At 72.7% G+C, this 26,247-nt stretch carries 22 protein-coding genes; 5 read left to right on the forward strand and 17 right to left on the reverse strand.

The genetic code is table 11. The features are described from left to right. The first annotated feature begins 197 nt into the window (after positions 1-197). Entirely contained in the window at positions 198-731 is a 534-nt protein-coding gene (locus ABZ570_RS04280; RefSeq protein WP_358056621.1) for a sigma-70 family RNA polymerase sigma factor, read from the forward strand. Next, positions 718-1,971, forward strand: coding sequence for a sialidase family protein (locus ABZ570_RS04285; RefSeq protein ID WP_358056623.1), 1,254 nt, complete (start codon positions 718-720; stop codon positions 1,969-1,971). Before ABZ570_RS04280 ends, ABZ570_RS04285 begins: the two co-directional genes overlap by 14 nt. Positions 1,972-1,978: 7 nt before the next feature. On the opposite strand, the gene ABZ570_RS04290 is transcribed toward ABZ570_RS04285, so the two are convergent. From ABZ570_RS04290 to ABZ570_RS04305, 4 genes are all read right to left on the reverse strand, one after another. Further along, complete coding sequence (locus tag ABZ570_RS04290; RefSeq protein WP_358056625.1) at positions 1,979-2,740, reverse strand: LytTR family DNA-binding domain-containing protein; 762 nt, start codon at positions 2,738-2,740, stop codon at positions 1,979-1,981. A 34-nt stretch (positions 2,741-2,774) separates the two neighbouring features. Next, entirely contained in the window at positions 2,775-3,992 is a 1,218-nt protein-coding gene (locus tag ABZ570_RS04295; RefSeq protein WP_358056627.1) for a histidine kinase, read from the reverse strand. Between the two features lie 32 nt (positions 3,993-4,024). Continuing rightward, entirely contained in the window at positions 4,025-5,527 is a 1,503-nt protein-coding gene (locus ABZ570_RS04300; RefSeq protein WP_358056629.1) for a sugar transferase, read from the reverse strand. A gap of 324 nt (positions 5,528-5,851) precedes the next feature. Beyond that, positions 5,852-6,712, reverse strand: a complete 861-nt coding sequence (locus ABZ570_RS04305) for a DNA-formamidopyrimidine glycosylase family protein (protein WP_358056631.1) — start codon at positions 6,710-6,712, stop codon at positions 5,852-5,854. 24 nt (positions 6,713-6,736) lie between these two features. Between ABZ570_RS04305 and ABZ570_RS04310 the strand changes: the two genes are divergently transcribed. Then, the gene (locus ABZ570_RS04310) at positions 6,737-8,020 is read left to right on the forward strand and encodes a glycosyltransferase family 4 protein (RefSeq protein WP_358056633.1); all 1,284 of its coding nucleotides are present in this window, start codon (positions 6,737-6,739) and stop codon (positions 8,018-8,020) included. Positions 8,021-8,430: 410 nt separating this feature from the next. Here the strand turns inward: ABZ570_RS04310 and ABZ570_RS04315 are convergent, their stop codons facing one another. From ABZ570_RS04315 to ABZ570_RS04335, 5 genes are all read right to left on the reverse strand, one after another. After that, on the reverse strand, positions 8,431-9,159 hold the full coding sequence (locus tag ABZ570_RS04315) for a CDP-alcohol phosphatidyltransferase family protein (protein WP_358056635.1): 729 nt from the start codon (positions 9,157-9,159) through the stop codon (positions 8,431-8,433). Then, on the reverse strand, positions 9,131-10,198 hold the full coding sequence (locus tag ABZ570_RS04320; RefSeq protein WP_358056637.1) for an iron-containing alcohol dehydrogenase family protein: 1,068 nt from the start codon (positions 10,196-10,198) through the stop codon (positions 9,131-9,133). The genes ABZ570_RS04315 and ABZ570_RS04320 overlap by 29 nt, the downstream gene beginning before the upstream one ends. Further along, positions 10,186-10,917, reverse strand: coding sequence for a phosphocholine cytidylyltransferase family protein (locus ABZ570_RS04325; protein ID WP_358056639.1), 732 nt, complete (start codon positions 10,915-10,917; stop codon positions 10,186-10,188). Before ABZ570_RS04325 ends, ABZ570_RS04320 begins: the two co-directional genes overlap by 13 nt. Positions 10,918-10,999: 82 nt before the next feature. Continuing rightward, a complete protein-coding gene (locus ABZ570_RS04330) occupies positions 11,000-11,812 on the reverse strand; it encodes a hypothetical protein (protein WP_358056641.1) in 813 nt (270 codons plus the stop codon). Further along, the gene (locus ABZ570_RS04335) at positions 11,809-12,258 is read right to left on the reverse strand and encodes an NUDIX domain-containing protein (protein WP_358056643.1); all 450 of its coding nucleotides are present in this window, start codon (positions 12,256-12,258) and stop codon (positions 11,809-11,811) included. Before ABZ570_RS04335 ends, ABZ570_RS04330 begins: the two co-directional genes overlap by 4 nt. 115 nt (positions 12,259-12,373) lie before the next feature. Here ABZ570_RS04335 and ABZ570_RS04340 point away from each other — a divergent pair, with 115 nt between their 5' ends. Next, entirely contained in the window at positions 12,374-12,766 is a 393-nt protein-coding gene (locus ABZ570_RS04340; RefSeq protein WP_358056645.1) for a CBS domain-containing protein, read from the forward strand. Between the two features lie 66 nt (positions 12,767-12,832). Here the strand turns inward: ABZ570_RS04340 and ABZ570_RS04345 are convergent, their stop codons facing one another. From ABZ570_RS04345 to ABZ570_RS04380, 8 genes are all read right to left on the reverse strand, one after another. After that, positions 12,833-15,922 (reverse strand): malectin domain-containing carbohydrate-binding protein, encoded by a 3,090-nt coding sequence (locus ABZ570_RS04345; RefSeq protein WP_358056647.1) that lies wholly within the window; start codon positions 15,920-15,922, stop codon positions 12,833-12,835. A 187-nt stretch (positions 15,923-16,109) separates the two neighbouring features. Beyond that, entirely contained in the window at positions 16,110-17,168 is a 1,059-nt protein-coding gene (locus ABZ570_RS04350) for a glycosyl hydrolase (protein WP_358056649.1), read from the reverse strand. A gap of 158 nt (positions 17,169-17,326) precedes the next feature. After that, a complete protein-coding gene (locus ABZ570_RS04355) occupies positions 17,327-18,943 on the reverse strand; it encodes a polysaccharide biosynthesis C-terminal domain-containing protein (RefSeq protein WP_358056651.1) in 1,617 nt (538 codons plus the stop codon). Further along, positions 18,913-19,776, reverse strand: a complete 864-nt coding sequence (locus ABZ570_RS04360) for a sulfotransferase (protein ID WP_358056653.1) — start codon at positions 19,774-19,776, stop codon at positions 18,913-18,915. The genes ABZ570_RS04355 and ABZ570_RS04360 overlap by 31 nt, the downstream gene beginning before the upstream one ends. A gap of 17 nt (positions 19,777-19,793) precedes the next feature. Continuing rightward, entirely contained in the window at positions 19,794-20,999 is a 1,206-nt protein-coding gene (locus tag ABZ570_RS04365; protein ID WP_358056655.1) for a hypothetical protein, read from the reverse strand. Beyond that, positions 20,999-22,486, reverse strand: a complete 1,488-nt coding sequence (locus ABZ570_RS04370) for an O-antigen ligase family protein (RefSeq protein WP_358056657.1) — start codon at positions 22,484-22,486, stop codon at positions 20,999-21,001. The genes ABZ570_RS04365 and ABZ570_RS04370 overlap by 1 nt, the downstream gene beginning before the upstream one ends. Further along, positions 22,483-23,487: a DUF3048 domain-containing protein gene (locus tag ABZ570_RS04375; RefSeq protein WP_358056659.1), complete on the reverse strand. Its 1,005-nt coding sequence runs from the start codon at positions 23,485-23,487 to the stop codon at positions 22,483-22,485. Before ABZ570_RS04375 ends, ABZ570_RS04370 begins: the two co-directional genes overlap by 4 nt. Further along, positions 23,484-25,271, reverse strand: coding sequence for a Wzz/FepE/Etk N-terminal domain-containing protein (locus tag ABZ570_RS04380; RefSeq protein WP_358056661.1), 1,788 nt, complete (start codon positions 25,269-25,271; stop codon positions 23,484-23,486). The genes ABZ570_RS04375 and ABZ570_RS04380 overlap by 4 nt, the downstream gene beginning before the upstream one ends. A 448-nt stretch (positions 25,272-25,719) precedes the next feature. On the opposite strand from ABZ570_RS04380, the gene ABZ570_RS04385 reads away from it, so the two are divergent. Continuing rightward, positions 25,720-26,196 carry a UDP-N-acetylglucosamine--LPS N-acetylglucosamine transferase gene (locus ABZ570_RS04385; protein ID WP_358056663.1) on the forward strand — a complete coding sequence of 159 codons (477 nt, stop codon included), beginning with the start codon at positions 25,720-25,722 and terminating at the stop codon, positions 26,194-26,196. Positions 26,197-26,247 lie beyond the last annotated feature (51 nt).

A 26,247-nucleotide genomic window follows, 5' to 3' on the forward strand; every position in this document is an offset into this window, starting at 1 on the left:
GCCCGGGCGGGGCATCGACCGACGCGGCCCGCGACCCGCCCTGTGGACAACCTGTGGAGAACGTCTCACTCCTGTGGACAACCCGGTGGACGGGCGGAGATTCGTGGTGGACGACGGCGGTGGTCGACATCTTCTGACCGGTCGCCGGAACCTTTCGCTCCTCCCGTGAGTGGAAGAGGTGGAGAGGGGAGGTGACGGTGTCCGACGGCGACTTGATCTCCGAGCTGTACGCCGCCTGCTACCGCCGGCTGGTCGTGCAGTTGTACGCGGTGACCGGCGACCTGCACGAGGCGCAGGAGGCGGTCCAGGAGGCGTTCACCCGGGCGCTGGGCACGCCACGCCGCTTCGCCGGCCTGGACAACCCGGAGGCCTGGCTGCGCCGGGTGGCGGTGAACGTCGCACGCAGCCGGCACCGGCGCCGCCGGGTGCTGGACACCCTGCTGCGGCGTATCGGTCCGGCGCCCGCCGTCGCCGACCGGTCACCCGAGCACCTCGCCCTGCTGGCCGCGCTGCGCGAACTGCCCGAAGGGCAGCGCCACGCGTTGGCCCTGCACTACCTGGTCGACCTGCCGGTGGACGAGGTCGCGGCGACGCTCGGCGTGTCGACCGGCACCGTCAAGTCCCGACTCTCCCGCGGGCGGCAGGCCCTGGCCGGGCTGCTCGCCGACCCCGACACCGACACCGCCATCGCCGCCACGCGCAGCACCGGGAGGACCGATGTCCGATCGTGAGTTCACCGGCTTCGACGTCGACACGGTCGCCGACGCCGTCCGACAGCCACCCCTGGACGACCTGTGGGCGGCTGCCCGCGCCCGCCGTCGACGCCGCGCCGGTGGAGTGGCCCTGGCCCTCGTCGTCGCCTTCGCCAGCATGGCGGCCCTGCCTCTGGCCGCCGGCACCCGCGGCGTCGACTGGGCCGGCCCGGACCAGCCTCCGGTGAGGCAGGACCGGGGCGGCCAGCTCTTCATCACCGGCCCAGACTCGGGCGTCCTCGTGCAAGTGCGAGACGACGGCTGCGGCCGCGTGCTCTTCACCCACACCGAGGACGGCGGGCGGAGCTGGAGCGACTACGACGCGGCCCGCTACGACAGCACCCGCTGCGGCAAGGACGCCGAGGGAAACCCGTTCGGCTTTCCGGACTTCTCGGTGCTCGGGCAGCGCTCCTACCTGGTTCGCGACGGCGACCGGCTCCAGCTCTCGACCGACTACGGCCGCACCTGGCGGGAAGCCGAGCAGGCCATGGTGACCGTCGCCGCCTTCCCGGAGAAGGCCCGGCCGGTCTTCTGCCAGCGGAGCTGCGGCGCGCTGCGTGAGCCGGTGGCCGTGGACCCGGCGACGGGGACGGTGTACCGGCTCGACGGCAGGCCACCGGTGCCGTATCCGCCGTCCAGCATCTACCCGGCTGCGGACGGGACGATCTGGATGACCTACTGGCCGGGGGAACTGAACGGCAGCATGGTGGTCGCGCGCAGTACCGACCGGGGGGCCACCTGGAACACCTGGCGGCCGGCTGTCGGAGCGGACGTGATCGCGGTGACGGGGGTCAGCGACCGGGAGGCGTACCTGTTGATCGCGCCTCCGCCGCCGCCCGGTGCTCAGCCGATGCGGGTCGAGGGCACGTCGCAGCTGCTGCGGACCACCGACGGCGGGCGGACCTGGGTGGACGTCGGCACGGACCTGCCCAACTCGTTGGAGATGAGGTCTCTCGTCGTCGGCTCGGACGGCTCGCTGCTGCTCGCCGAGTCGGGGCACATGCAGATGGCGTCGAGCAGGTCGAAGGCCCTGGTCAGCCGGGACGCCGGGCGGCATTTCACCACGGCGCGCGAGTACGACCGGCTGGACGGCGCGGCCGGCGGTGCCCCCGGATACGTGTGGCTCTACGGCCGGGACGACATGACGGTGCTGGGCGCGGACCACGTGCAGCTCACCACGGACGGCAGAGACTGGACCCGGTTCCGCCTCTCGGACTGAACCCGGCTCAGCGGTTCCAGTCCTGTTTCGCCGCCCGGACCAGCTTGTCCTTCAGCTCGCGGGTGTGCCGGCGGCTCACCGGCAGCTCCGTGCCGTCGACCACCACCACGTAGCCCGAGTTGACCAGCCGAAGCTCGGCGATCACCCGCAACTGCACCAGGTACGACCGGTGGATCCGCACGAAACCCGCGTCCGCCCAGCGCTCGGCCAGGGTGGCCAGCGAGACCCGGACCAGGTGCGACGCGTCCGCGGTGTGCAGCCGGGCGTAGTCGCCCTGCGCCTCCACCCAGCGCACCGCCGAGCGGGGCAGCATCCGGGTCGTGCCGGCCAGCTCGATCGGGATCGTCGGGTCGTCCTCGGCGCGGGCCAGGGCGGCCGGGTGCGACGGCACCACCCGGGAGCCGATCACCCGGCGCAGCGACTCGGCCAGCCGCTCGGCGCGTACCGGCTTGCGCACGTAGTCGGTGGCGCCCAGGTCGAAGGCGTCCACCGCGCCGTCGTCGTACGCGGTGACGAAGACGATCGCCGGCGGCCGGGCGAACCGGCGCAGCACCCGGGCCAGCTCCATGCCGTCCAGGCCGGGCATCCGGATGTCGAGGAAGACCACGTCCACGTCGCCGTCGCGGAGCACCCGCAGCGCCTCGGTCGCGTCGCCCGCCGTGTGCAGCCGGGCCACCCGCGGGTCGGCCCGCAGGTGGTACGCCAGCTCGTCCAGCGCCGGCGGCTCGTCGTCCACCGCCAGCACCCGGAGGAAACCGGATGTGTTCACCGTGCTGACCCGGCCATCCGCTCGCTGCGCTCGCTCACGAGCCCGCCCGTACGCCCGGGTGGAACTTCGGCACCCGCATGCTCACCTTCGTACCGGAGCCCAGGCCGGTCTCGACGACCAGGCCGAACTTGTCCCCGAAGGCCGACCGGAGCCGCTCGTCGACGTTCGAGAGGCCGACGTGCTGGCCCGGGTCGTCGGTCGGGTCGCTGCCGGCCAGCTCGGCGATGCCGGCGGCCAGCGTCGTCGGATCCATCCCCACTCCGTCGTCCTCCACGGTGATGTGGCACTCCGCGCCCGCGTCCCGGGCCTCGATGCTCACCATGCCGGTGCCCGGCTTGCGGGACAACCCGTGCCGGACCGCGTTCTCGACCAGTGGCTGGAGGCAGAGGAACGGCAGGGTCACCGGCAGCACCTCCGGGGCGATCTGGAGGCGCACCTGGAGTCGCTCGCCGAACCGGGCCCGCTCGATGGTCAGGTACCGGTCGATCGAGCGCAGCTCCTCGGCGAGCGTGGTGAACTCGCCGTGCGCCCGGAACGAGTAGCGGGTGAACTCGGCGAACTCCAGGATCAGCTCCCGGGCCCGCTCCGGGTCGGTCCGGACGAACGAGCCGATCGCGGTCAGCGCGTTGTAGATGAAGTGCGGGCTGATCTGGGCCCGCAGCGCGCGTACCTCGGCCCGGGCCAGACGCTCCCGGGACGAGTCCAGCTCGGCCAGGGCGAGCTGGTCACCGGCCCAGTGGGCGGTCTCCAGGGTGGCCTGCACCAACCCCGGGGCCGGCTGCTCGTCGGAGATCGCCACCAGCGCCCCGACCACCCGGCCGTCCGCGCTCAGCGGCGCCACCACCGCCCCCCGGACCGGGCAGTCCACCAGGTCGCAGCGCAGCTCCGACTCGCCCAGCACCGTCGACCGGCCGGCGGACGCCGCCCGCCGGGCCGCCGCGAGCAGCTGCTCACCGTGGTGCGCGCCGCGTCCGTCCAGGGCGAGCAGGGCCTCCCGGTCGGTCAGGGCCAGCCCGGCCGCGCCGACCAGGGCCCGCAGATGGCGTACGGCCTTCGCCGCGCCCACCGTACTCAGCCCGGCCCGCAGCGGCTCGGCGGCCAGCCCGGCGGTGTGCAGCACCTCGTACGTGGCCCGCTGGGTGGCCGTGGCGATGCCCCGCCGGGCGCGTAGCCGCAGCATCGCCCAGAGCGCCGCGGCGAGCGCGGTGACCAGCGAGACGACGCCGACGAAAGCGGACAGGTTGCCACCCACGCAGCGATCCTGACCGCTGGCGACCCGGAGCGCTAGTACGCGCCCTTGCGGGCCACCACCACCCCGATGGTCCGCCACAGGATGCTCAGGTCGTACGCCAGCGACCAGTTGTCGACGTAGTAGAGGTCGAGCCGGACCGCCTCGTCCCAGGAGAGGTCGGAGCGGCCGGAGACCTGCCAGAGCCCGGTGATGCCGGGCCGGACCAGCAGCCGGCGGCGGACGTCGCCCAGGAAGTCACCGTCGTCGGCGGGGAGCGGACGCGGCCCGACCAGCGACATCTCGCCCCAGAGCACGTTGATCAGCTGGGGCAGCTCGTCCAGCGAGGAGGCGCGCAGGAAACGGCCCACCGGGAACACCCGTGGGTCCTGCTTGATCTTGAACAGCATGCCGTCGGTCTCGTTCTGGTCGACCAGGCCGGCCAGTCGCTCCTCGGCGTCGACGTACATGGTGCGGAACTTCCAGACCCGGAAGGTTCGCCCCTCGTGGCCGACCCGGGCCTGCCGGAAGAAGACCGGCCCGGCGTCGGAGATCCGGATGGCGATCGCGATCGCGAGGAAGAGCGGGATCAGCAGCACCAGCCCGAGCCCCGCGACCACCCGGTCCATCAGGTTCTTGACCAGCAGCGCCGGGCCCGACAGGGTCGGCTCCTCGACGTGCAGCAGCGGCAGGCCCTCGATCGGCCGGATGTGCACCCGGGGACCGGCGATGTCGGTGAGCTGGGGCGCGACCACCAGGTCGACGCCGGAGCCCTCCAACTGCCAGGCCAGCCGGCGCAGCTCGCCCGGCTCGGCGCTGGCCGAGCCGCACACCGCGATCGTGTCGCCGCCGACCTCCCGCACCAGAGCGAGCACGTCCCGGCCGGCGTAGACCGGCACCGGGGTCTCCATGCCGCGCGCGGCGGCGTACCCGTCGGTGAGGTGGATGGCGACCGGCACCAGGCCGGCGCTGGGGTTACGGGTGACCGCGGTGTAGACCTCCAGGCACTCCGGCAGGGTGCCGACCAGCACCATCCGGTGCCCGGCCTGACCGGCCCGGCGCCGGACGACGTGCAGCAGGAACCGGGCGATCATCCGCCCGAGCAGGATCAGCAGCATCGCCCCGAGCAGGGCGAAGCCCACCGTCCACCGGGAGAGCGAGTAGGTCTTGGTCGCGAAGGCGATGAAGGAGACGGTGGCCGCGACCGCCACGCCGGCTCGGATCACCCGCTTGAACTCGTCCGGCCCGAGGCCGAGATAGCGCCGGTCGTACGCCCGGTTGCCCCACAGGATGATCAACCAGCCGAGCGGCAGCAGCACGAACGCGACCGTGTAGAACCACGACTGGGCCCGGAAGCCCGAGGCGGCCTGCTCGAAGATCTGGATGGCCAGGAAGCTGGCCAGGGCCGCCGCGCCGAAGTCGAGCAGCAGCAGGAAGGCGATGTAGGGACGGTGCCAGCGGGACACCCGGCGGCGGGCGCGGGCCCACGCCGACCGGGGTACGCCGTTGTGTGACGGCGGAGTCGGCGGCTGGATCTCGAAGCTGTCGACGTGCCGCACGCTCTTGCTCCGGCCTGTGTTGGTTACCGGGCGCTGGAGGCTTGTCGTCACCTCAACCCATGTCCTCCCGCATGACACGCGCCCTCACTCGCCGTGAGGACCCGAGTCGCCCACCGTCCCAGTCTCCCACGCGAGCCCGGCCAGGACGGGCCGCCGGGAAGGAAGCCGTCCGTTGGTCTCGCGGGGATCTGGCCGGCTCCGTATCGGTTGTGAAGCCGGGGACCGAGCCACTATACCGATGGATCGTGGCCCGGGTAGAGGGGCGGAGCCGGACGTTTGGCGATCCACGGTTGATTCCGCTCCGTAGTCACCACGTGCGATTACTCACCGTACGAGGCGAGACAACCGTCGGTCAGCCAGCGGCCGCCCGCCCGTCTGACAGGTGGGGCAGTACTGGAGGCTCGAGTCGGCGAACGAGACCTCGCGGACGGTGTCGCCACAGACCGGACAGGGCAGCCCGGTCCGGGCGTGCACCTTGAGGCCGGAGCGCTTCTCGCCCTTCAGCTCGGCGGCCCGCTGCCCCATCGAGCGGCGTACCGCGTCGCCGAGCACCGACCGGGTCGCCGCGTGCAGTGCGCCGAGCTGGTCGTCGGTGAGCCGGTCGGTGATCGCGAACGGGGACAGCTTCGCCGCGTGCAAGATCTCGTCCGAGTACGCGTTGCCGATCCCGGCCAGCACCGCCTGGTCGGTCAGCACCCCCTTGACCTGCCCCCGCCGGCTGCGGATCCGCTCGGCGAAGGTGGCCAGGTCGGCGCCGAGCGCGTCCGGGCCCAGCTTCGCCACCCCGGGCACCTGCACCGGGTCGGTCACGAGGTAGGCCGCCAGCTTCTTCTGGGTGCCCGCCTCGGTCAGGTCGAAGCCTGAGCCGTCGTCCAGGCGTACCCGCAACGCGACCGGACCCTTGCCGGGGCGCAGCGGGACGGCCGACGGGAACGCCTCCCGGTAGTGCAGCCAGCCCGCCCGGGCCAGGTGGACCATCAGGTGCAGCCCGCCGTCGAACCGGACGTCCAGGAACTTTCCGTGCCGGCCCGCGCCGACCACCGCCCGGCCCGACACCGCGCTCGGCGGCGGGTCGTACGTCTTCAGGGCGCTGATCGCGGCGACCTCGATCCGCTCCACGCAGCGGCCGACCGCCCGCTCACGCAGGTAGCCGGCGAGCGCTTCCACCTCCGGTAGTTCGGGCACCTCACAACGGTAGCCTTCTTTCCCGTGAGAATCGTGGTGGCGCACAACCGGTACCGGGAAGCCCAGCCCTCCGGCGAGAACACCATCGTCGACGCGGAGATCGCACAGCTCACCGCGGCCGGGGTGGAGGTGCTGCCGTTCATCCGCAGCTCCGACGAGATTCCGTCGATGTCGAAGCCGGCCAAGGCGCTGCTGCCGATCTCGCCGATCTGGGCGCCGAAGGCCCAGCACGACCTGGACCGCCTGCTCGTCGAGCACCGCCCCGACGTGCTGCACCTGCACAACCCGTACCCGCTGCTCTCCCCCTGGGTGGTGCGGACCGCGCACAAGCGCGGCGTGCCGGTGGTGCAGACGGTGCACAACTACCGGCAGGTCTGCTCCTCCGGCCTCTACTTCCGTGACGGCGTGATCTGCCAGGACTGCCGGGGCCGGGCGCTGGGCGTGCCGGCGATCGTGCACCGCTGCTACCGGGGCTCGCGGGCGCAGAGCGCGCTGATGGCGACCACCCTCGCCGTGCACCGGCCGACCTGGCGCTCGGTGGACCGGTTCATCGCGCTCACCACCGCGGTCGCCGACCACCTCCGCGACTACGGCATCCCGGACGAGCGGATCGTGGTCAAGCCCAACGCCATTCCCGACCCGGGTACGCCCGCGCCGCTCGGCGAGGGCTTCCTCTTCCTCGGCCGGCTCTCCCCCGAGAAGGGGCTGGACCTGCTGCTGGCGGCATGGCGGCGGCACCCGGACGGCGCGCTCGGCCCGCTGCGGATCGCCGGTGACGGGGAGCTGCGCCCGCTGGTCGAGGCGGCCGCCGCCGAGCGTGCCGACGTCACCTTCCTCGGTCCGCTCGACCGGGCCGGGGTGCGGGCCGCGCTCGCGGACAGCGCCGTGGTGCTGGCGACCTCCACCTGGCACGACGTGCTGCCGACCGTGATCATCGAGGCGCTGGCCAGCGGCCGGCCGGTGCTCGGCACCGCGCTCGGCGGGATCCCCTACCTGGTCGGCGCGGACACCCCCCGGGAGCCGGCCGGCACCGGCCCGGCCGAGGTGGCCTCCGCCGTCGCCGGGGACGCCGGCGGAGCGGCCATCCCCGACGCCATCGAGCGGGGCGAGGCCGGCTGGGTGGTGGCCCCGGACCCGGCTGCCCTGGCCGCCGCCCTTCCCGTGGCGAGGGCCGGAGCGGCGCGGCTCGCCCCGGCCGCCCGCGCCCGCTACGAGCGCACCTTCCACCCCGACGTGGTCACCAAGCGCCTCATCGACATCTACGCCGACGTGGCGCGGAGTCGGACGGCGGCCGCCGGGGACCGCTGATCCCGCCCGCCTCCGGTGGGGTAATCACCGAGTGTGATTCCGCCTCGACGGCCGCCCGGGGCTTACTCAACGTGACCGCCCCAGGGTGCCCGCTCGGGGAGCGCTGCCCAGGCACCTGAGCATTTTCGGCACTGAGCTGGGTCGATGCTGGAATCTCCGGGATCCCCGCCCGAGCCCCGCTGCGCCGCCTTTGCTCTGCAACCATCGACGCAACAGGCACTCTCCGCTACCGTTGCGTCCGTGGCTGCAGAGCAAAGCGGGTGGGGTGGTAGGGCGCGACCACTTGCGGAAGGTTACTCACCGTCACCTGGGATTGCTGGGCGTGGCGCTGGCGCCACGACACCGAACCGGCGCGGGCCGGGCGCCGGGACGCGGCCGGGCCCAGCCGCGGCCGGGCCCAGCCGCGGCCGTCAGCGGAGGGATGCGCGGGCGGAGAAGGCGATGCTGGCGAGCAGGAAGCCGCCGTTGACGACCGTGAAGGCGACGATCACCCAGACGGTCAGCCCGGGGGCGAGGGCCAGCACCAGGCCGGCCAGGAAGATCACCGCGCCGTAGTCGCGGACCAGCTTCACCAGGCGTACGGGAAGCGAGGACGAGGTGACCATGCTGGCCGCGTTCGGGCCGGCCTGCATCACCGAGGTGACCAGGTTGACCATCCAGGTGCCGGCGAAGACCGCCACCAGCCAGGTCGGGGTCGACGGGCGCTGCGCCACGGCGGTCGCCCCGAGGGCGGTGACCAGGGCGATCTGGGCGGCCACGTCGCAGAGCACGTCGACCCGGGCACCGGCCTGGCTGCTCTGCCCGGTGACCCGCGCGAGCTGCCCGTCCGCGCAGTCCAGGGCGTACGCGACCTGCCAGCCGACCAGGGCGACCAGCCCGACCGCCCAGGCCGGCACGTCGCCGGCCGCCACCGGGCCGGCGAGCGCGACGACGGTGACCGAGGCGGCCAGGCCGAGCACCAGGTTGGTCAGGGTCAGCGCGGTCGGGCGCAGCCCGAGCCGCTGGGCGACCAGCGCGAAGACCGCGCCGATCCACTGGCTGATCGACTCGCTGAACAGGCCGCCGCCCCGGTTGATCCGGTGGAAGTCGGCGACCGAGGGGCGGGTCGGGTCAGCCACGGTGATCGCAGAGTTCGTCAACGTAAGCTCCCAGCCGCCGACGGGTCTCGTCGGGCGACATCGCGAGGTGTTCGAGGATGGTGTACCGGTCCGGCCGGGTGGCCGGTGCGAACTGCACCGCCTCGACGAACTGGTCGTCGGTCAGCCCCACCTCGGCGGGCAGCCGGGGCAGGCCGTGCCGCGCCAGGCAGGCCGACATCTCGGCGAACCGCCGCTGGTCGCCGCGGAGGAAGGTGCAGAAGAGCCCGCCCAGCCCGGCCAGCTCGCCGTGCGAGGCGGTCTCCGGGTAGAGCGCGTCGATCGCGTGCATGATCTCGTGGCAGCCGCCGCTGCACGGGCGGCTGGTGCCCTCGATCGCCATCGCCAGGCCGCTGGAGATCAACGCCTCGGCCAACACCGTGACGAAGGCGTCGTCACCCATGTCGCCCGGGTGGTTGAGCACCGCTTCGGCCCCCGCCCGGGAGAGCGAGGCGGCCAGTCCGTCGACCGGCTCACCGCGGACCTGGCGGGCCAGCTCCCAGTCGGCCAGCGCGCTGATGTTGCTCACCACGTCGCCGACGCCGGCCCGGTTGTGCCGCTCCGGGCCGGCCTCCACGAAGTCCAGGTCCACGATCACCGCGATCGGGATGTGCACCCCGTAGGAGCCCTTGATCCCATCGGTGACCAGGCTCGCCACCGGGGAGGCGATCCCGTCGTTGGCCAGGCTCGTCGCCACCGAGACCATGGGCAGGCCCCGGCGGGTCGCCGCGTACTTGGCCACGTCGATGGTCTTGCCGCCGCCGATGCCGACCACCGCGTCGTACGACCGGGCCCGGAGCTTCCCGCCGAGGTCGTCGGCGGCATCCAGGGTGCCCCCGGCGACGGTGAACACGTCAGCCGACCGTAGCGACGGGCGGACCAGGTCGGCGACCTTCTCCCCCTGGCCCGGCCCGACCACGACCGCGACGTCTCCGCCGGCGGAGATCCGTCCGTCCGCGAGGATCGTTCCGAGGTCCGCCACCGCCCCGCGTCGCACATCGATGTGCAGCGGGGTCAGTACGCTACGGGCTAGTAGCGGCACGCGATCTCCCGCGCCCGAGCCAGGTCGGCGTGGTTGTCGACCTCGACCCAGGAGACGTCGCCGATGGGCGCGGCCCGCACCTCGCCACCCCGGTCGGCGAACTCCTGGTAGCCGTCCTCGTAGTAGAGGTTCGGGTCCCGCCGCCAGGTCGCCTCCAGCGCGTCGGCCAGCGCGTCGGCCACCTGCGGCTCGATCAGGGTCGCACCGATGTACTCCCCGTACGCCTCGCCCGGGTCCATCAGCTTGGTGATCCGGGTGAGCTGGCCGGCCACGTCGAAGGTGGTCTTCATCTCCTCCTCGGCCAGCGGCTTCAGCGTGTCGACGGCCAGCAGGATGGCCGGCCCGCGCTCGGCCAGCAGGGTCTTCTCCACGCTCACCGGGTGCACGGTGTCGCCGTTGACCAGCAGCACCCCCCGCGAGAAGTACTCCCGGGCCAGCCAGAGCGAGTACGCGTTGTTCCACTCCTCGGCCCGGTCGTTGTGCACCAGGGTGAGCGTGACGCCGTACTTCCGCTCCAGCGCCGTCTGGCGCTGCCGGACCGCGTCCGCGGCGTAGCCGACCACGATGACGATCTCGGTCAGCCCGACCTCGGCGAGGTTGCGCAGCGCGATGTCGAGGATGGTGGTCTCCCCGTCCACCGGAACCAGGGCCTTGGGCAGGGTGTCGGTGTACGGGCGTAGCCGCCGTCCCGCACCGGCAGCGAGCACCATACCGATCATGCCGGCATCATCCTCCGTTTGACTGGGCTTCACCCGGTGGAGGATAGCGCCGAGCGGTCGATCGGCTGTCGCCAACCTTCGTTCAGCCCGGTAGGGCGGCGAGGTCCGCCAGCATCGCCAGCCGCTCGTCGGCGGTCAGCACCGCGTACGGGTCGGCGGCCCGGCGATCGGTCTCCTGCTCGATCGCCAGCCACTCCGGCCCGGGCGGCAGGGCGGCGATGCTGGTGGCGGTGTGCCCCGCAGCGGCCCACGCCGCCGCGTGCGCGTCCGCCCGATGGTAGCGCAGCGTACCCAGCCGGTTGAGCAGGAGCACCCCGGGCGGGCTGCCCTCCGGCTCGTGCGGCGGGGCCATCGCGGCGAACGCGCCGGGCTCGTCCGACTCGGCCAGCACCAGGGCGTACGCCAGCACCCGGCCGAGCGCCGTGACCAGCCGCCCCACCCGGTCGTCGTGCCCGGCCCAGAGCTCCGCGGTCACCTCGGCGTGCACCCGCCACAGCTCGCCGAGGAAGGCGAGCCCGCGGTCGGTGGCGCAGCAGCCGCCGTCGGGCCGGCGCTGGAGCATCCCGTACGCGATCTGTTTGTCGAGGACCCGCTGACAGGCGGCCGGGTCGCGGTAGCGGGTGAGCGCCGCGAAGCCGGGGCTGCTCACCGTGCCGCCCGGTGTGGCGAGCCGGGTGCGGAACTCCACCAGGAAGCCGGTGGCCGCCGACCCGCCGTACCGTGCACTGAGCTCGGCGCCGCCGTCCCGGCCGGCCAGCATGCCGGCCACGAAGGCCCGGTCGATCGCTGGGGCGACCAGCCCGGCGAACCGGTGCGGGGGCAGCTCGACCCGCTCGGCATCCCGGCTCGGCGCGTCGGGGGCCGCGCCGCGAGCCGGAACGGTCGGGTCGCTCACCGACCGATCGAACGCAGGGCGGCGAAGGCGTCCTCGGCGATCCGCCGGATCAGCCCGTCGTTGACGTCGCGGTGCTCGTCCAGCAGTGCCAGGTCCGCCTCGCCGAGCCAGCGGAACTCGGTGTGCTTGCCCACCTCCAGCCGGGGTCGGGTGAGGTCGCCGTCCACCCGGACCAGGAAGTCGGTCTCCACCCGGGCCAGCCCGTCGTCACCGGTGTAGCGGTACTCCCCGACCTGCCCGAGCACGTGCGAGACGGTCCAGCCGGTCTCCTCGATGACCTCCCGGCGCAGCGCGTCCGCCACCCCCTCGCCCGGTTCGAGGTGGCCGCCGACGATGTCCCAGCAGTTCGGGAAGAGGCGCCGCTCGGGGGACCGGCGCTGGAAGAAGAGGCGGCCGTCGTCGTCCACGATCAGCGCGCCGGCGCAGCGGAGGGGCTCGGTGGGCACGCCACGACAGTAGCGAGCCGGGGCCGGTCGTGGCGATGACCGGTCTTGTCCCGGTACGCATCGATGGCCCACCATGTCCGTAGCCGAGGCCACCGTCCCACAGGGGTGATGCGTGATGCAGGTTCGGGAAGCGATGTCCAGAGAGGTACTCGTCGTCGGCCCGGAGCACACGCTCCGCCAGGCGGCCCGGATGATGTCGGCCCGCCGGGTCGGCTCGGCGGTGGTGATCGACCCCGACTCCGAAGGGGTCGGGATCATGACCGAACGCGACCTGCTCAACGCGATCGGGGCCGGGCTCGATCCGGACGTCGAGCGCACCGGATCCCATCTGACCTGGGACGTCGTCTACGCCGGCCCGGACTGGACCGTGGCGGAGGCGGCGGCGGCCATGGCGCGCGGCGGCTTCCGGCACCTGGTGGTGCTCGACGGCCGGGAGGTGGCCGGGGTGATCTCGGTACGCGACCTGATGCGGGTCTGGGCGCGGGAGCACGCCGCCGCCCCGGTCTGACCCGGACCCGGAAAGGGCGATGGCCCGGCCGTAACCGGCCGGGCCATCGTCGTACGGTGCCTCAGGTCACGGGCCGACGAAGGTGGCGGTGCCCCGCCAGTCCACGTTGTCGACGCTCGGCCCGCTGCGCACGGTGGCGGAGCCGGTCGGCGCCCCGTTCGACCACGCCATCGACGAGAGGGTGCCGGCGCTCCGGGACACGACGTAGAGGGTGTCGCCGTCCAGGAAGATGCCACCCGCGTCGGCGAACGCCGTCGTGCCGGTGACGGTGTTCCGCTCCGCGCCGACGGTGCCGGTGTCCGGGGTGAACCAGCGCCAGAACAGGGTGCTCTGGCCCGAGAGGGTGTAGTAGAGGCGGCCACCCTTGTAGAACATGCCGGTCACGTTCGGCAGTTCCGCGTAGAAGTTCGTCGTCATGCCGGCGTACGTCTGGCCCTCGGGGGCGGAACCCGTGATGACCTTGTCCCACTTCGGATCGTGGTACGGGTCCACCTTGGCGGGGGCACCGAAGGTGCTGCCGTTGAACGACCGGCGGTAGAGCTCGCCGTTCATGCCGTAGAACAGGTCACCGCCGACCCAGAACGCGCCCGTGGCCGTCGACCACGGGGTGTTGTCGCTGTTCGGAACGCTGGTCGCCGCGCCCACCGAGGTCGCCCCGTCGTACGACCGCTTGGTCACGTTGTCCACCGTGCCCACCGCCGGCACCGGCGGCAGCTTGACGATCTCGATGCCCTGGACCAGCGGGTTCTCCAGCACGCGGCCGAAGTCGATGTTGACGTTGCCGTCGCTGGTGATGGCGAACGCCCGCATCGTGCCCCGGTTGGTGGCGCCGATGGCGGCGATCGGGTCGAAGTTGCTCAGCTTCAGCACGCCGTCGATGCTGACGTTGAACTTGCGCTTGCCGGCGGTGGCGGTGCCGGCCCACCGGTTGGCCAGGTAGAGCCGGACCTGGACCGGGGTGCCGGCCGGGACCGGGAAGTCCCACTTCATGTCCGGGTCGGGCGCCTGGTCCCAGCGCTCGCTGTTGAACAGCGCCACCGGCGTGCCGGCCGGCACCGTCGGGTCGAGCGTCGCATTGTCCGGGTACGTGTTGGCGCTGCTGCCGGTGTTGTGGTACTGGCTAGGCGCCGCCAGGGTGTCGGTGGCCCAGCTCGGCCCGCTGGCCGCGGCCAGCTCATCGCCGCCGGCGTTCACCCGGTAGAGCACGTCGGACGCGTCGGGCGTCGGCGCGGTCTTGACGATCTCGATGCCCTGGACCAGCGGGTTCTCCAGCACGCGGCCGAAGTCGACGTCGACGATGCCGTCGCTGACCATGGAGAAGGAGCGCATGGTGCCGCGGTCGGTGGCGCCGATGGCGGCGATCGGGTCGAAGTTGTTCAGCTTCAGTACGCCGTCGATGCTGACGTTGAACTTCCGCTTGCCGGCGGTGGCGGTGCCGGCCCACCGGTTGGCCAGGTAGAGCCGCACGTCGATCCGGGTGCCGGCCGCGACCGGGAAGTCCCACTGCATGTCCGGGGCGGTCGCCTCATCCCAGCGCTCGCTGTTGAACAGCGTGATGGGGGTGGTCGCCGGCACGGTCGAGTCGAACGTCGCGTTGGTGGTGTAGGTGCTGACGCTGTTGCCGCTGTTGTGCAGCGGGCTGGGCGCCGTGGCGGTGTCCCCGGCCCAGTCCGGGCCACCGTCGGTCGCGGCGATCGCCGGGCCACCGGCGTTGACCCGGTAGAGCACCTCGGTCTGCGCCGCGCGGCCGGCCTGGTAGACGTTGCCCGGCAGGCCCTTCGTGGCGGTCGACTGCGGGGCCTTGCCGTCGGCGAGCGGGAAGAACGCCAGCCGGCCCCGCTTGTGCTCGTAGTTGCCGATCCACTCCTGGTCGCTGCCCAGCCAGAGCCCCTGCTCGGTCACCAGCATCTCGGTGACGCCGTAGCCGCGCGGGTGGCGGCCCGGGTTCCAGGAGAGTGGCAGGCCGGACGCCGGGTCGAGGGCCGCGATGCTGGCCCGGGGGACCGCACCCGCCGCCGCCCGGTCCCGGCCCAGCGGGTTGTTGGCCCAGCGGATGTGACCGCCGACGTAGATGGCCTCCTCGCTGATGCCGACCGACAGGAACGTGTCGCCGCCGCTGTAGTTGGCCCAGGTCGGCTCCTGGCCGGCGCCGGTGCCCGAGGTCTCCCAGCGGGTCGCCGTGTCGCAGAGCGTGCCCGCGTACGGCGCGCCGGTGGTCACCACCACGAAGTACTTGCCGTTCGGGGCGAACGCCACGTCCCGCATGTACGAGTCGAACGCGGTGTACTTGCAGGCGGCCGTGTAGCGGTCGGTGTTCCAGTCGGCGATCGTGGCCGAGGTGTCGCCCAGGTCGATCCGCACGATCTGGTCGTGCAGGACGTTGTCGGCCTTCTTGAAGTTGCCGATGACGACCAGATGCTTGCCGTCCGGCGAGACGGCCAGCTTCTCCGCGCCCACCCCGGCCGACGCGCCGCCGTTGGTGGGGGTCCAGTTGTGGTGCTCGGTGAGCGCCACGGTGAGGTAGTCGTCCACCGCGCCGGTGGCGGGGTTCAGCGAGGCCAACCCGTTGCGGGCCGTCGTCCCGTTGACGGTTTCGAAGATGCCGCCCACCAGGAGTCGGTCACCGACGAGGGCGATGTCCTTGACCACGCCGTCGAACGCGGGGCTCTTGAAGCCGGCGACCGGTGTGCCGTCCGCGATGTTGAGCAGCACCAGCTTGCGGAACTTGGCGGTGCCGACGTTGTTGAACCGGCCGGCCAGGTAGACCGTGCCCGGGGTGGGCCCGGCGATGATCGCGGTCACCTCGCCGTCCACCTCCGGGACGAACGAGTTGTCGATCTTCCCGGTGGCCTTGTCGAAGGCCAGCACGTTGTTCCGGGTGACCTCCGTGGTCTGCGAGCCACGGTCCTGCGCCCGGGTGAACGAGCCGCCCACGATGACCTTGGTGCCCGCGTCGTAGATGGCCAGCACGTTGCCGTCGTTGATGTTCGGCGTCTTGTCGGACGGCAGCTCGCCGACCATCGTGGTGTGGCCCGGCGCGGGAGCGGCGAGCGCGGGAGCGGCGAGCCCCGGGACGGGGGTGAAGAGGACGGCGAGGCCGAGGGCGGCGGCGCCGAGTGCGGACACCGAGCGGTGTCTCAGGATCGAGGAAGCCACAGGCAACTCCGGTCGAAGGTCGGAGGCGCTGCGGTCATGGCAGGGATGCGACGCGAGGTGGGCGTACGTCCCGCAGACCACAGACGTGAGAGCAATACTTTCTCTCATTCGGCCACCGCCCGTCCACCCGGGACCGGTGTTTTTGACCATGCAAACGTTGTGGCTCACACGAAAAGATGAGGAACGATCACCGGCCCGGCCTGGACGTGGTCCCGGACGAGGCGGTCAGGTCGGGCGGCGTGCGAGCGAAGTAGGGGTCCGTCGCCAGTTCCCGGAACACCTCGGCGCTCTCCGGATCGTTCTCGAAGGTGCTGTCGTACTCCGGCTTCGTCTCTTTCCCGGCGAAGTAGAGAGCGGCCTTGATCTGCGGGTGCTTTTTCAGGTACGGGCGGACCGCGCGCAGCCAGTCGGCCCGCTGGCCGGGCCGGCCCGCTTCCGTCAACCCGAACTCACCGATCACCACGGGACGGGGATGCTCCCGGGCGAACGCCATGAAGTGGTCCATCCGGTCGCTGAAACTCACCCATTCCGGGCCCGGGTAGACGTCGGCGCAGAGCCAGTCCACCTGGTCGTCGCCCGGGTAGTACGCCGCGGCGTTCCGCTTGGGGTCGGCGAAGCCGTCCGCGTGCGGGCACCAGACCCAGGCCGCGTTGGTGGCACCGACCTCGGTGAAGATGGCCCGGATGTGTTTCCAGGCGGCGATGTAGTCCTCGGGCGAATGGACGCTGGCGGCCAGGTTGGGCCGATCCATCTCCCACCGGTAGCGCAGCAGCACCGGCACCCCGAACGCCTTGATGTCCTCGGCCCGCTGCCGGATCAGTGAGTCGTAGAGGCCGCTGACCGTCGAGCGGGTGTCGGTGCCGGCCCAGGAGATCATCTGCAACTTCCCCATGGCCTGGAACGCCCGCTCGGTCGGGCCGGGAAAGGGTTTGTTCCAGGTGTTGAACATGTGCGCGAGGGCGAGCTTGCCACCGGCCGCCTGATTGAACTCGTCGAGCGCGGCCGCCCGCCCCGTCGGGTTGTGATACTGCGGTTTGACCCAGGCGCCGAGCCAGGCGCCCTTCTTGGGTAGCGCGGGCCCCCGTCCGGTGGTGCTCACCGGGGCCACCCGTGGCTCCACCGTGGGCGGTGGCAGGGTGGGCGTCTGGTACGGCCGTCGGGTCGGTGCCGACTCGCAGGCCGCGACCGCCGGCATCAGGCAGGCCAGGGCGAGCAGGGCCGCCAGCGTCCGTCGTGATCCTCGCACCACCGCAACCTCTCCCCAGGACGCTCCCCCGCCCCACGGTCAACGGCCCGGCGGCCCCGCGTGGGCAGGACACCGCGCCTGGGCGGGCGGAAGACCTCCCGCACTCTACCCATGTGGCGACGGCCCGGCCGTCCCAGCGGACACCTCGGGCGGCAAGATCAGCGCTGGGCGACCGGCACCGGGCCCGAACCGTTCCGGCGGCCGCGCAGGGCGCGCAGCGCGTCGAGGTGCAAGGTGGTCCGCCAGCGCCAGGCGCCCGCCAGGTACGCCGCCGCGCCGGCCACCGCGACACCGGCGAGCACCGGCACCGGCGCGCCGAGCAGGCTGGCCAGCCCCAGCGGCAGCCCGAACCCGGCGGTGGCCAGCGCCATCGCGACCCGGGTGCCGCGGCCGAACGGGTGCAGCCGCAGCGACCACCAGAGCTGCGCGAGCGGCACCAGATTGTTCACCAGGATGGCCGCGGTCCAGGCCACGGCGGCGCCGAGGATGCCGTACACCGGAATGAGGGCGACGTTGGTCAGCACGTTGACCGCCGTGCCGCCCATCGCGTTGTAGAAGGTCCAGGTCGTCTTGCCGGCCATGTTGAGCACCACGTCGACCATGCCGCAGCCGGTCGCCACCAGCATGGTCAGCGCGAGCAGCAGCACCACCGGACGGGCCACGTCGTAGCCGGCGCCGAAGAGCGCCAGCATCGGCTCGGCGAACGCGGCGAAGACCAGGTACACCGGCCAGGAGAGCAGCACCAGCCAGCCGGTCGCGACCTGGTAGAGCTCGCCCGCGCCGGCCCGGTCGTTCCGCGCGAGGGCGGCGGCCAGCCGGTGTTGTACCGAGCTGGCCAGTGCCGTGCCGGAGAGCTGGCCGAGCGCGAGGAAGCGGGTCGCCGCGGTGTAGAGGGCGGCGTCGGCCGGCCCGCGCAACGCGCTGAGCAGCACGATGTCCAGGCGCTGCACTACCATGGCGGCAAGGCTGCTCAAGGCGCGGGGGCCGGTGAACCGCCAGAACCCCACGAACTGCTCGCCCGCCGGGGTCGGCCGGGTCACGTCCCGGCCGGCGCGGCGGACCAGCCGGCCGAGCCAGACCAGCGCGACCACGGCGGCCAGCAGGTACGGCAGGGCCCAGGCCAGCGGCAGCGTGATGGTGGCCGAGACGCCGAGCCAGGCCGCCACGGCCACCGCGACGAACTGCACCAGGGTGCGGCCGAGTCGTTCCACGGTCAGCAGTGGACGCATCTGGCCGAAGCCCTGGCAGGCGGCGAGGGCGTAGTCGTTGAGCGCCGCCAGCGGCACGAACGCCAGCAGGACCCGGAGCGCGGTCACCCCGTCCGGCCCGGCCCCCGGCATGGTCAGCTCGGCCAGCGCCGGGGCCGCCAGCCAGCCGGCCAGGCCGAGCAGCGCCCCGACGGCCAGCACCGGCAGCAGCCCGACCAGGATCGTGCCCCGGATCCGTTCGCGCTGGCCGAGGGTCCGGTACCGACTGACGAAGTAGATGGTCCCGACGTCGGTCCCGAGCCGGGCCGCCGACGCGGCGATCATGAAAGCGCTGGTGGCCGCGAAGAACATGCCGGCCTCACGGACCGACCAGCCCCGGGTGATGACGATGTTCAGCCCGAAGCCGGCGATCGCGGCGAGGCCGACGCCGACCAGGTTCGCGAAGCCCTGCCGGGCGGCGCCGCCCAGGCCGGCGCCCGTGCCGGCGGTGCCGGCCGGCGCGGTCGGCGTCGCCGTGGCACCGGCGTCCGCCCGGGTCACCGCCGCCACGACGGCACGCGTCCCCACCACTTGATCAGCCGCTCGTCGTACGGGGCGAAGTGGTCCTCCAGCTGGGCCCGCAGCTCGGCCGACATCGGCGACCGGGAGCGCGAGTTGTGCTTGCCGAAGGAGATGTCCGCCCAGCGCGGCAGGCCGAGGAAGTCGCAGACCGCGTCGAAGGCCGGACGCGGGTCGGCGAAGAAGTCGTCGCTGTCGATGACGTGCAGCCGTTCGCGGCCGACCAGCGCCTCCAGCCGCTCCAGCTGCTCGACGTACCGCCCCCGGGCCAGGTACGCGTTGTGCTGGAGGTGTTGGCTGGCGTACGTCGGGTCGGCGGTCATCCGCTCCCGCTCGCCGGCCGTCCGCTCCTCCTCGAGCGCCAGCGCCCGCTCGAACGACGACTCGGTCTCGTACCCCCGAGCCAACTCGTGCGAGTGCGCCGAGTAGGCCCGCTCCACCGGGTCGCGCAGCAGCACCAGCAGCTTCACCGACGGCAGGTCCTTGGCGATCCGCTGCCCGGCGAGCGGGTGGAACATGTAGTACGGGCTGGACTCGCCGGTGATCCCGCGTACGCCGAGCTGCGACCGGACCGCCTCCGCCTTCGCGGTGGTGGGGAAGTGCCCGAGGTACCAGTTCATGCCCCGGTGGTAGGCCATGTCGAAGTAGTGCACGCCCTTGTGGTACGCGGGCGGCAGCACGCCCGGGTGCTGCGAGAGCGTCTTGAACAGCGAGGTGGTGCCGCAGCGCTGCGCCCCCACGATCAGGAATCTGGGCACCATCCGCGACCCGACGGTCAACCGCCCGACCGTTCGGCTCACCGACTTCACCGCGCGGAGCGCCTGCTCCCTGGCCAGCGTCACGTCCCCACTCCTCACTCTCACCGGGCCCGGCGGGCCAGGTGCTCCTCCACGGCGGGCAGCAGCCAGGTGTCGACGTGCCCCAGCCGCGCACCCGCCTCCGCCTGCCGGTCCCGCAGATAGCGCGCCGCCAGCTCCACCAGGTAGAGCACGGCGACCAGGTCGGCAGCCCGGCCGTCCTGCTCGAACGGTGCCAGCGACCGGTCGGCGCCGGCGATCAGCGCCCGCGCGGCCTCCGTCGGGGCCACCCCGTCGTGGCCGATGGCGGTCTGCACCGCCCGGTGCAGCGCGTCGTACCCGACCGGCGCGTCCGCCTCGAACCGCTCCCAGTCCCACACCAGCACCCGGCCGTCGGCGAGCACGGCGCTGTTGCCGCCGTTCCAGTCGCCGTGCCAGGCACCGAAGGCCACCGCCGGGTCGGCCTCCGCGACGGTCTTCAGCACCGTGCGCAGCCGCTCGGCCTCCGGCCGGGTGCCGAGCGCGTCCACCGCGCCGGCCAGCCGGGCCGCGTGGTCGCTCCCGGCCCACGACCCCCGGCGTACGCCCAGGCAGCCGGCGACCGTCACCATGGCCGCCCGCTCGCCCGCCTCGGCGGCGGCGGGCGCGGCCCGGGGCAGCCGCACCGGCAGCGCCTCCTGCACCAGCAGCGCGTGCCCGTGCCAGTCGCCGTGGTGGCGTACGCCGGCCACGGTGACCGGGCCGAGCGGCAGGCCGGCCAGCCGGCGCAGCGCGGCGGCCTCCGCGTCGACCAGGGCGCGGGTCAGCGGGTCGACGCCGAGCTTGGCGTACCCGAGCGCCCGTCCGTCCGGGGCGAGCAGTTGCAGCACCGGCTTCCGGTTCGCCCGGGCCGGCCCGATGTGCATGCTGACCAGGGCCGGTGCGCCCAGCACCTCGGCCAGGTGGGCGTCGAGCCCGGCGCCGGCCACGGCCAGCCGGTCGCGGAAGACGAGCGGCCCCAGCCCGAGCCGGAAAGCGGTGGCCAGCCCCTGCCGGACCAGCTTCGCCTTCCGCCCGACCGCCTCCGTGGAGTGCCGGACGGCGCTCGCCGCGGCCCGGCCGGAACCCGTCGGCACCAGCAGCCGGGGGCGGGACGCCGAGGGCACCACCACCCAGCCCCGGCCGCCCCGGCGCAGGGTCGGCTCGGCCGGCTCGGGCCAGATCAGCCCGGCCAGCTCGCCCAGGTACGCGGCGCGGCCGTCACCATCGGGAGGTACGCGGAACACCATCAGTGCTCACCGGCTGCTTCCAGTCGGGCCTGCAGCCCGGACACGGTGCTCCTGGCCGGCGCCGGTGCGACGGCCCGGCGCAGCCGGTCGTTGCGGGCGAGCAGGGCGACCGAGATCAGGCCGTAGGCGAGGGTGGCTTCCATCGCACCATAGGTGAACTGGAAGAAGAGCATCAGGATCAGCACCAGGCTGCCGGCGATCCCGATCGCGCTGTGGTCACGCCGGAAGCGCCAGAGGGAGTAGAGGAAGAAGCCGTTGTAGCAGAGCGCGCCGACGTAGCCCTGGCCGACGAGCAGCGCCCAGAGCTGGCCGTTGCTGCCCAGCTTCCGGTTGCCGCACTGCGGGCAGTCCTCGGACTTGCCGATGGCGATCGAGCGGTTGCTGCCGATCAGCGCCCGGTTGGCTCCGTAGCCGAGGATCGGCGAGTGGTTGGCCGCGGCGATCGCCCCCTCTGAGAGGGTCGCCCGGATGTCGTCGCTGTGCCCGTTCTGCAGCCGCTCGTCGAACGTCCGGCCGAGCGGGGTGGCGATGATCAGGATGCCGACCATGCCGACCGCGAGGGCCATTCCGGCGAGCACCGCCATGCGACCGCGTAGCGCCAGCCGGACCGCCACGTAGGCCGCGGCGATGCCCAGGCCGATCCAGAGACCCCGGTTGAGCGAGTACACGATCGGGAACAGCGACGCCACCGCGATGGCGACACCGAGCACCCGCCGCACCGGGCCACCCAGCACCACCCAGCCGACCAGTAGCCAGATCAGCAGGATCGCGATGTTCTCGCCCCACGAGTTGGTGTACTCGAAGGGGGCGGAGGGACGCGGCGAGCTGGCCTCGCCGGCCAGCACCTGCTGGACCTGGGCGAACCGGACGTCCATCAGCGACTCGACGTAGGGGTCGTTGGCGATGGAGTGTGGCAGCACGTGTCGCAGCGGCGCGACGAAGCTGAAGTTGGGGAGGAGCCAGCCCAGATAGCCGCCGAGCACCACGACTACCGCCATGAACCCGAAGAGCCGGACCACCCGCCGCTGGGACATCTCCCGTTCGCGCAGGTTGAGCACGTAGAGCATGACCACGGTCAGCCCGATGTAGTTGGCCAACCAGGTGGCCCAGCCGACGTACCGGCCGGCACCCGACGGGGGAAGCGTGTTGGGGGCCCGGAGGTCGAGCATCAGTGCGGAGAGCAGCACCCAGAGCAGCAGTACGAGCCAGATCCCGAATCCGGGTGGCACCTGTACCGACTTACGCCGGTACAGCTGCCACGCCATCGGCACCGCCATGATGACGAAGATGAAGGTCGAGATCCCGAGCGCCCACCAGACCGGGTAGAGCACGAACAGCACGGTCAGCGGCCACGCCTGGGACACCCGTGGCAGCAGGCGCGGCGGCCGGACCGACACCGGCGTGAGCGCCGGCCCCGGTGCCACGGGGTCGACCTCGACGACCTGGGCGGAGCCGCGAGCGGGGTGGTTCGGGGCGACCGAAGTCATCTGACGGTGACCTTGGCGGTGGCTGGCACGTAGATCAGCCACGTGTTGCCGGGCAGGGGGTGCAGCAGGTCCCCGTCGGGGCCGATCACGTTGCAGACCATCTCCTGGCCCGGCTTGCGCCACTTCCCCTTGGCACTGGACGGCCCGGAGACAGCGACGGCGGGGCCCTCGCCGAAGACCTTCGCCGAGGGCAGCGAACGAGGCGACGGTTTGCGGACGTTGAGCGTCCGGTACTCCATCGTCAGCACCATCACCGAGGTCGCGGTGATCGCCGCGGTGCCCACCCGGGTCACCCAGACCGACTTCTGCGGGTCGTACCGCCAGATCATCGGCGGCCCACCGGGGACCCTGACGGCGAGTTCCTTCGCCGGGGCGATGTCCCGGCCGGCCAGGGCCGTGCCGGGGCTCGCGTAGTCGAGGAAGGCGGTCGGCGGCTGGGCACCCTTCGGTGCCGCCTTCCACAGCGCCGCGGTGGAGGTGCGGTCCGACTTGAAGACCTTGCCGCCATCGTCGGCCGGGGTGACCCCGGCGAGGCCGGAGTCCTCGAACTGGGCGCGGAAGCCCGTGGGGCCGCCGGCGTAGCCGACGAAGGGACGCAGCACGGCGACGGACCGGATGTCGACCGGGCGGATCTCGGTGACCGGGCCGACCTTGGCGGCGTCCCGGGACTGGAACACCGCCGTGAGGTGCAGCGTGTCGGACTCGGCAAACTCGGCGTACACCAGATCGGCGGCGTCCAGACCGGACGGGGTCGTCGAGGGGCTGACCCGCAGCGGTACGGCGATCGCCGGCCGTTCGGCCACCGCCGGGGCGCTCACCGGCAGCCCGGTCAGGGGCGCCGCCGGCAGACTCGGGGTCGGGCTCGGGGTGGGCGACGCGGGCGAGCCGGGGTCGACCACGTCGGCGCCGCCGACGCGGGGCTGCGGCTCGCTGCAGGCCGTGCCGAGACCGACCACGAGCGCCGGGGCGAGGGCGACGCGGAGCATGTGCCGTCGGTTCACCCCAGGTCCTCGCCCGACTCGAGCGCGTAGCCGCGGCCCGGGCCGTCGGTCCCCCCGTCGGGGCGGGACCGGTACGTGCCGCCGCTGCCGTTCACCGGCGCCGGCTTGCCCGGGGTCGCCGGAATCGGCGGGGTGCCCGGCTTGGCGGAGCCGGTGGCGCGACCCGTGCGGGACGGCTCCATCCGGGGCAGCACCATGGTCGACTCGGCGGACGGGCCGGGGCTGGGCCGGGGCCTGGGCCGGTTGGCCGAGGCGGCCGGACGGGTCGTCCCGCCGGCCGGGGCGGGCAGCCGCGGGGCCAGGACCACGCCGATGACCGGGGCGTTGACCTGCTCGAACTGCTTGAGTGCCGCGGCGATCTCACCGCTGCGGGTCTGCCCGGTCTCGGCCACCATGATCACCGCGTCGACGTATCGGCCGAGCGCCTGTGCCTCCACGGCGACGGTCGGTTGGGCGGTCTCGATCAGCACGTGGTCGAAGCGCGCGGTCAGCTCGTCAAGGATCTCCAGCAGGCCGCCGACCGGCAGCTCGACCTCGGCGTCCAGCTCGCCGGGGACCAGTACCCGGAGCTGGCCGAGGCCGGGCACCGGGGCCAGCGCCTTGAGCGCCGGTAGTTCCCGGCGGAGCACCGAGGCGAGGCTGTGCCGTCCATCGGCGACCCCGGTGACGGCGCTCACCACCGAGTCCGGCTTGGTGGTCAGCAGCGCGACCTGCTGACCGGAACGGGCGTACGCGGCGGCGAGGTTCGCGGCGACGAACCCGGCGGCGGTGCCGGCCGAGGCGTCGCAGAGCAGGAGCTGGCGCCCCCGGCCGGCCTCCCGAGGCTGGGGCACCGCGGAGAGCAGGACGTTGCGCAGCCGGCCCAGCTCGCGGGAGATCTGGTGGGTGGCCGGCAGCATCGCCGGCGAGGTGGTACGCGCCGGCAGTTCCAGCAGCACCGGCAGGCCGAGCCGGTCGGAGATGTCCCGACCGCGGCGCACCCGGGTGTCGAGCCGATCCAGCACGATCGCCAGCACGATGCCGAGGAGCAGGCCGACTCCCATGCCGCTGGCCAGGTTCAGGGTCCGGTTCGGCGAGCTGGGGCTCTCCGGCAGCCGGGCGTCCGAGATGATCTCGCCGGGGTCGGTGTCGGTGGAGAGCAGCGGGCTGAGCCGGTTGTTCAGCGAGGCGAGCTGGTTGGTCAGCACGTTCCGGTCGGCCTCGGCCCGTTCCTTCTCCACGGAGTTGTTCGGCGCCGCCGCGATTCGCCCGGCGACCGCGCTGAGCTGCTTGTTGACGTCCGCGATCTGCTGCTTCAGCGCGTTCGTCGACGTTTCCAGCGCCTTCTGGGCGGTGGCCTTGCGCAGGTCCAGGTACGCCTGGGCGAAGGCGTGCGAGCCGTCCCGAGCCTCGGCGGGGCTGTCCGCCTCGTACGCCACCTGGAGGACCTGGCTGTTCGGCGGCACGGTGACGGCCACCGACTTCACGAGTTGGTCGGCCGGGGTGCTGCTCTTCATCAGGCCCTTGGCCCGCTCCGCCACGACGAGCGAGCGGACCACCTGAGCCTCGGTGTCGAGGTTGACCTTCGCGTTGTTGTTGTTCTCCGAGCCGGTCCCCACCGGGCGCACCAGTAGCGAGGTGCTTGACGTGTACAGGGCGTGCTGGAGCTGGCTCGCGGCCAGCCCGCCGGCCGTGCCGAGAAGGGCGGCGAGCAGCAGAATCCACCAGCGGCGGCGCAGCCAGCCCAGGTAGGCCGACAGGGCGATGCTGTCAGAATCACTCTCGGCCAGGTGGGGTGAGGGCATCAGAGTCTGTCGCTCCCTTTCGACCGAGCCGGGCAGTCCACGGCGCAGCTGGACCTGACCGTGACCTTGATTGTCCCCGATCCGCACGTCGGGGGAAAGTCTGCTCACGTTCCGGTAAGCCTGCCCAGGTGAGGGCAGCCCGCCCAGGTACGGCCGGTCATTCCTGACCATTCGGCGGGTTTCCGGCTTCGGGCCCGACCTGCCCCCGCAGGGTCGGCGTCGCCGTCGACCCCTCGTCCGGAGCGGTGACGGAATCCTGACACATGCCCGGCCGGTCGGGGTGGCCCGGTCCATGAACGGCGCCGCGGTGCGGGGTGCCCGACCGGTGGGGCCGGGATCCGTCCAACGGCCCCCTTGGGTTGTCCACTCCGCGCCGATAGGTTGTCATGACGCGTCCGAGGGCCATTCACGAAAATCCGGGCGCGGTCGTGGCTTACGGGGAGGATGTTTGGTGAGCGGGTCAACCGAGGGCGCGGGACAGGTCCTGCTGGTCGGCTCCAGCGGGGGACATCTCGCCCAGTTACTGGCTCTGGAGCCCTGGTACCGGGACCGGCACCGGGCCTGGGTCACGTTCGACACTCCCGACGCCCGTTCCTTGCTCGACGGCGAGGACGTGGTGTGGGCACACCATCCCACCACCCGCAACGTGAAGAACCTGGTCCGCAACGCCTTCCTCGCGCTCAAGGTGATGCGTCGCCGCCGGGTGGACGCGGTGGTCACCACCGGCGCCGGGGTGGCTCTGCCGTTCGTGGTCGCGGCCCGGCTGCGCCGGATCCCGACGGTCTACATCGAGGTGTACGACCGGATCGACAGCGCGACGCTGACCGCCCGGCTCTGCCGGCCCTTCCTCTCCGCGATGCTCGTGCAGTGGGAGGAGCAGCGCCGGATGTACCCGGAGGCGACCGTCGTGGGGCACCTCCTGTGAGCGCGAGGAGTGAGCCGGTTTTGCGAGCCCCGCAGTCGCGAACGAAGGTGG

The sequence above is a fragment of the Micromonospora sp. NPDC007271 genome (genome assembly GCF_040634005.1).
GTDB lineage: Bacteria > Actinomycetota > Actinomycetes > Mycobacteriales > Micromonosporaceae > Micromonospora.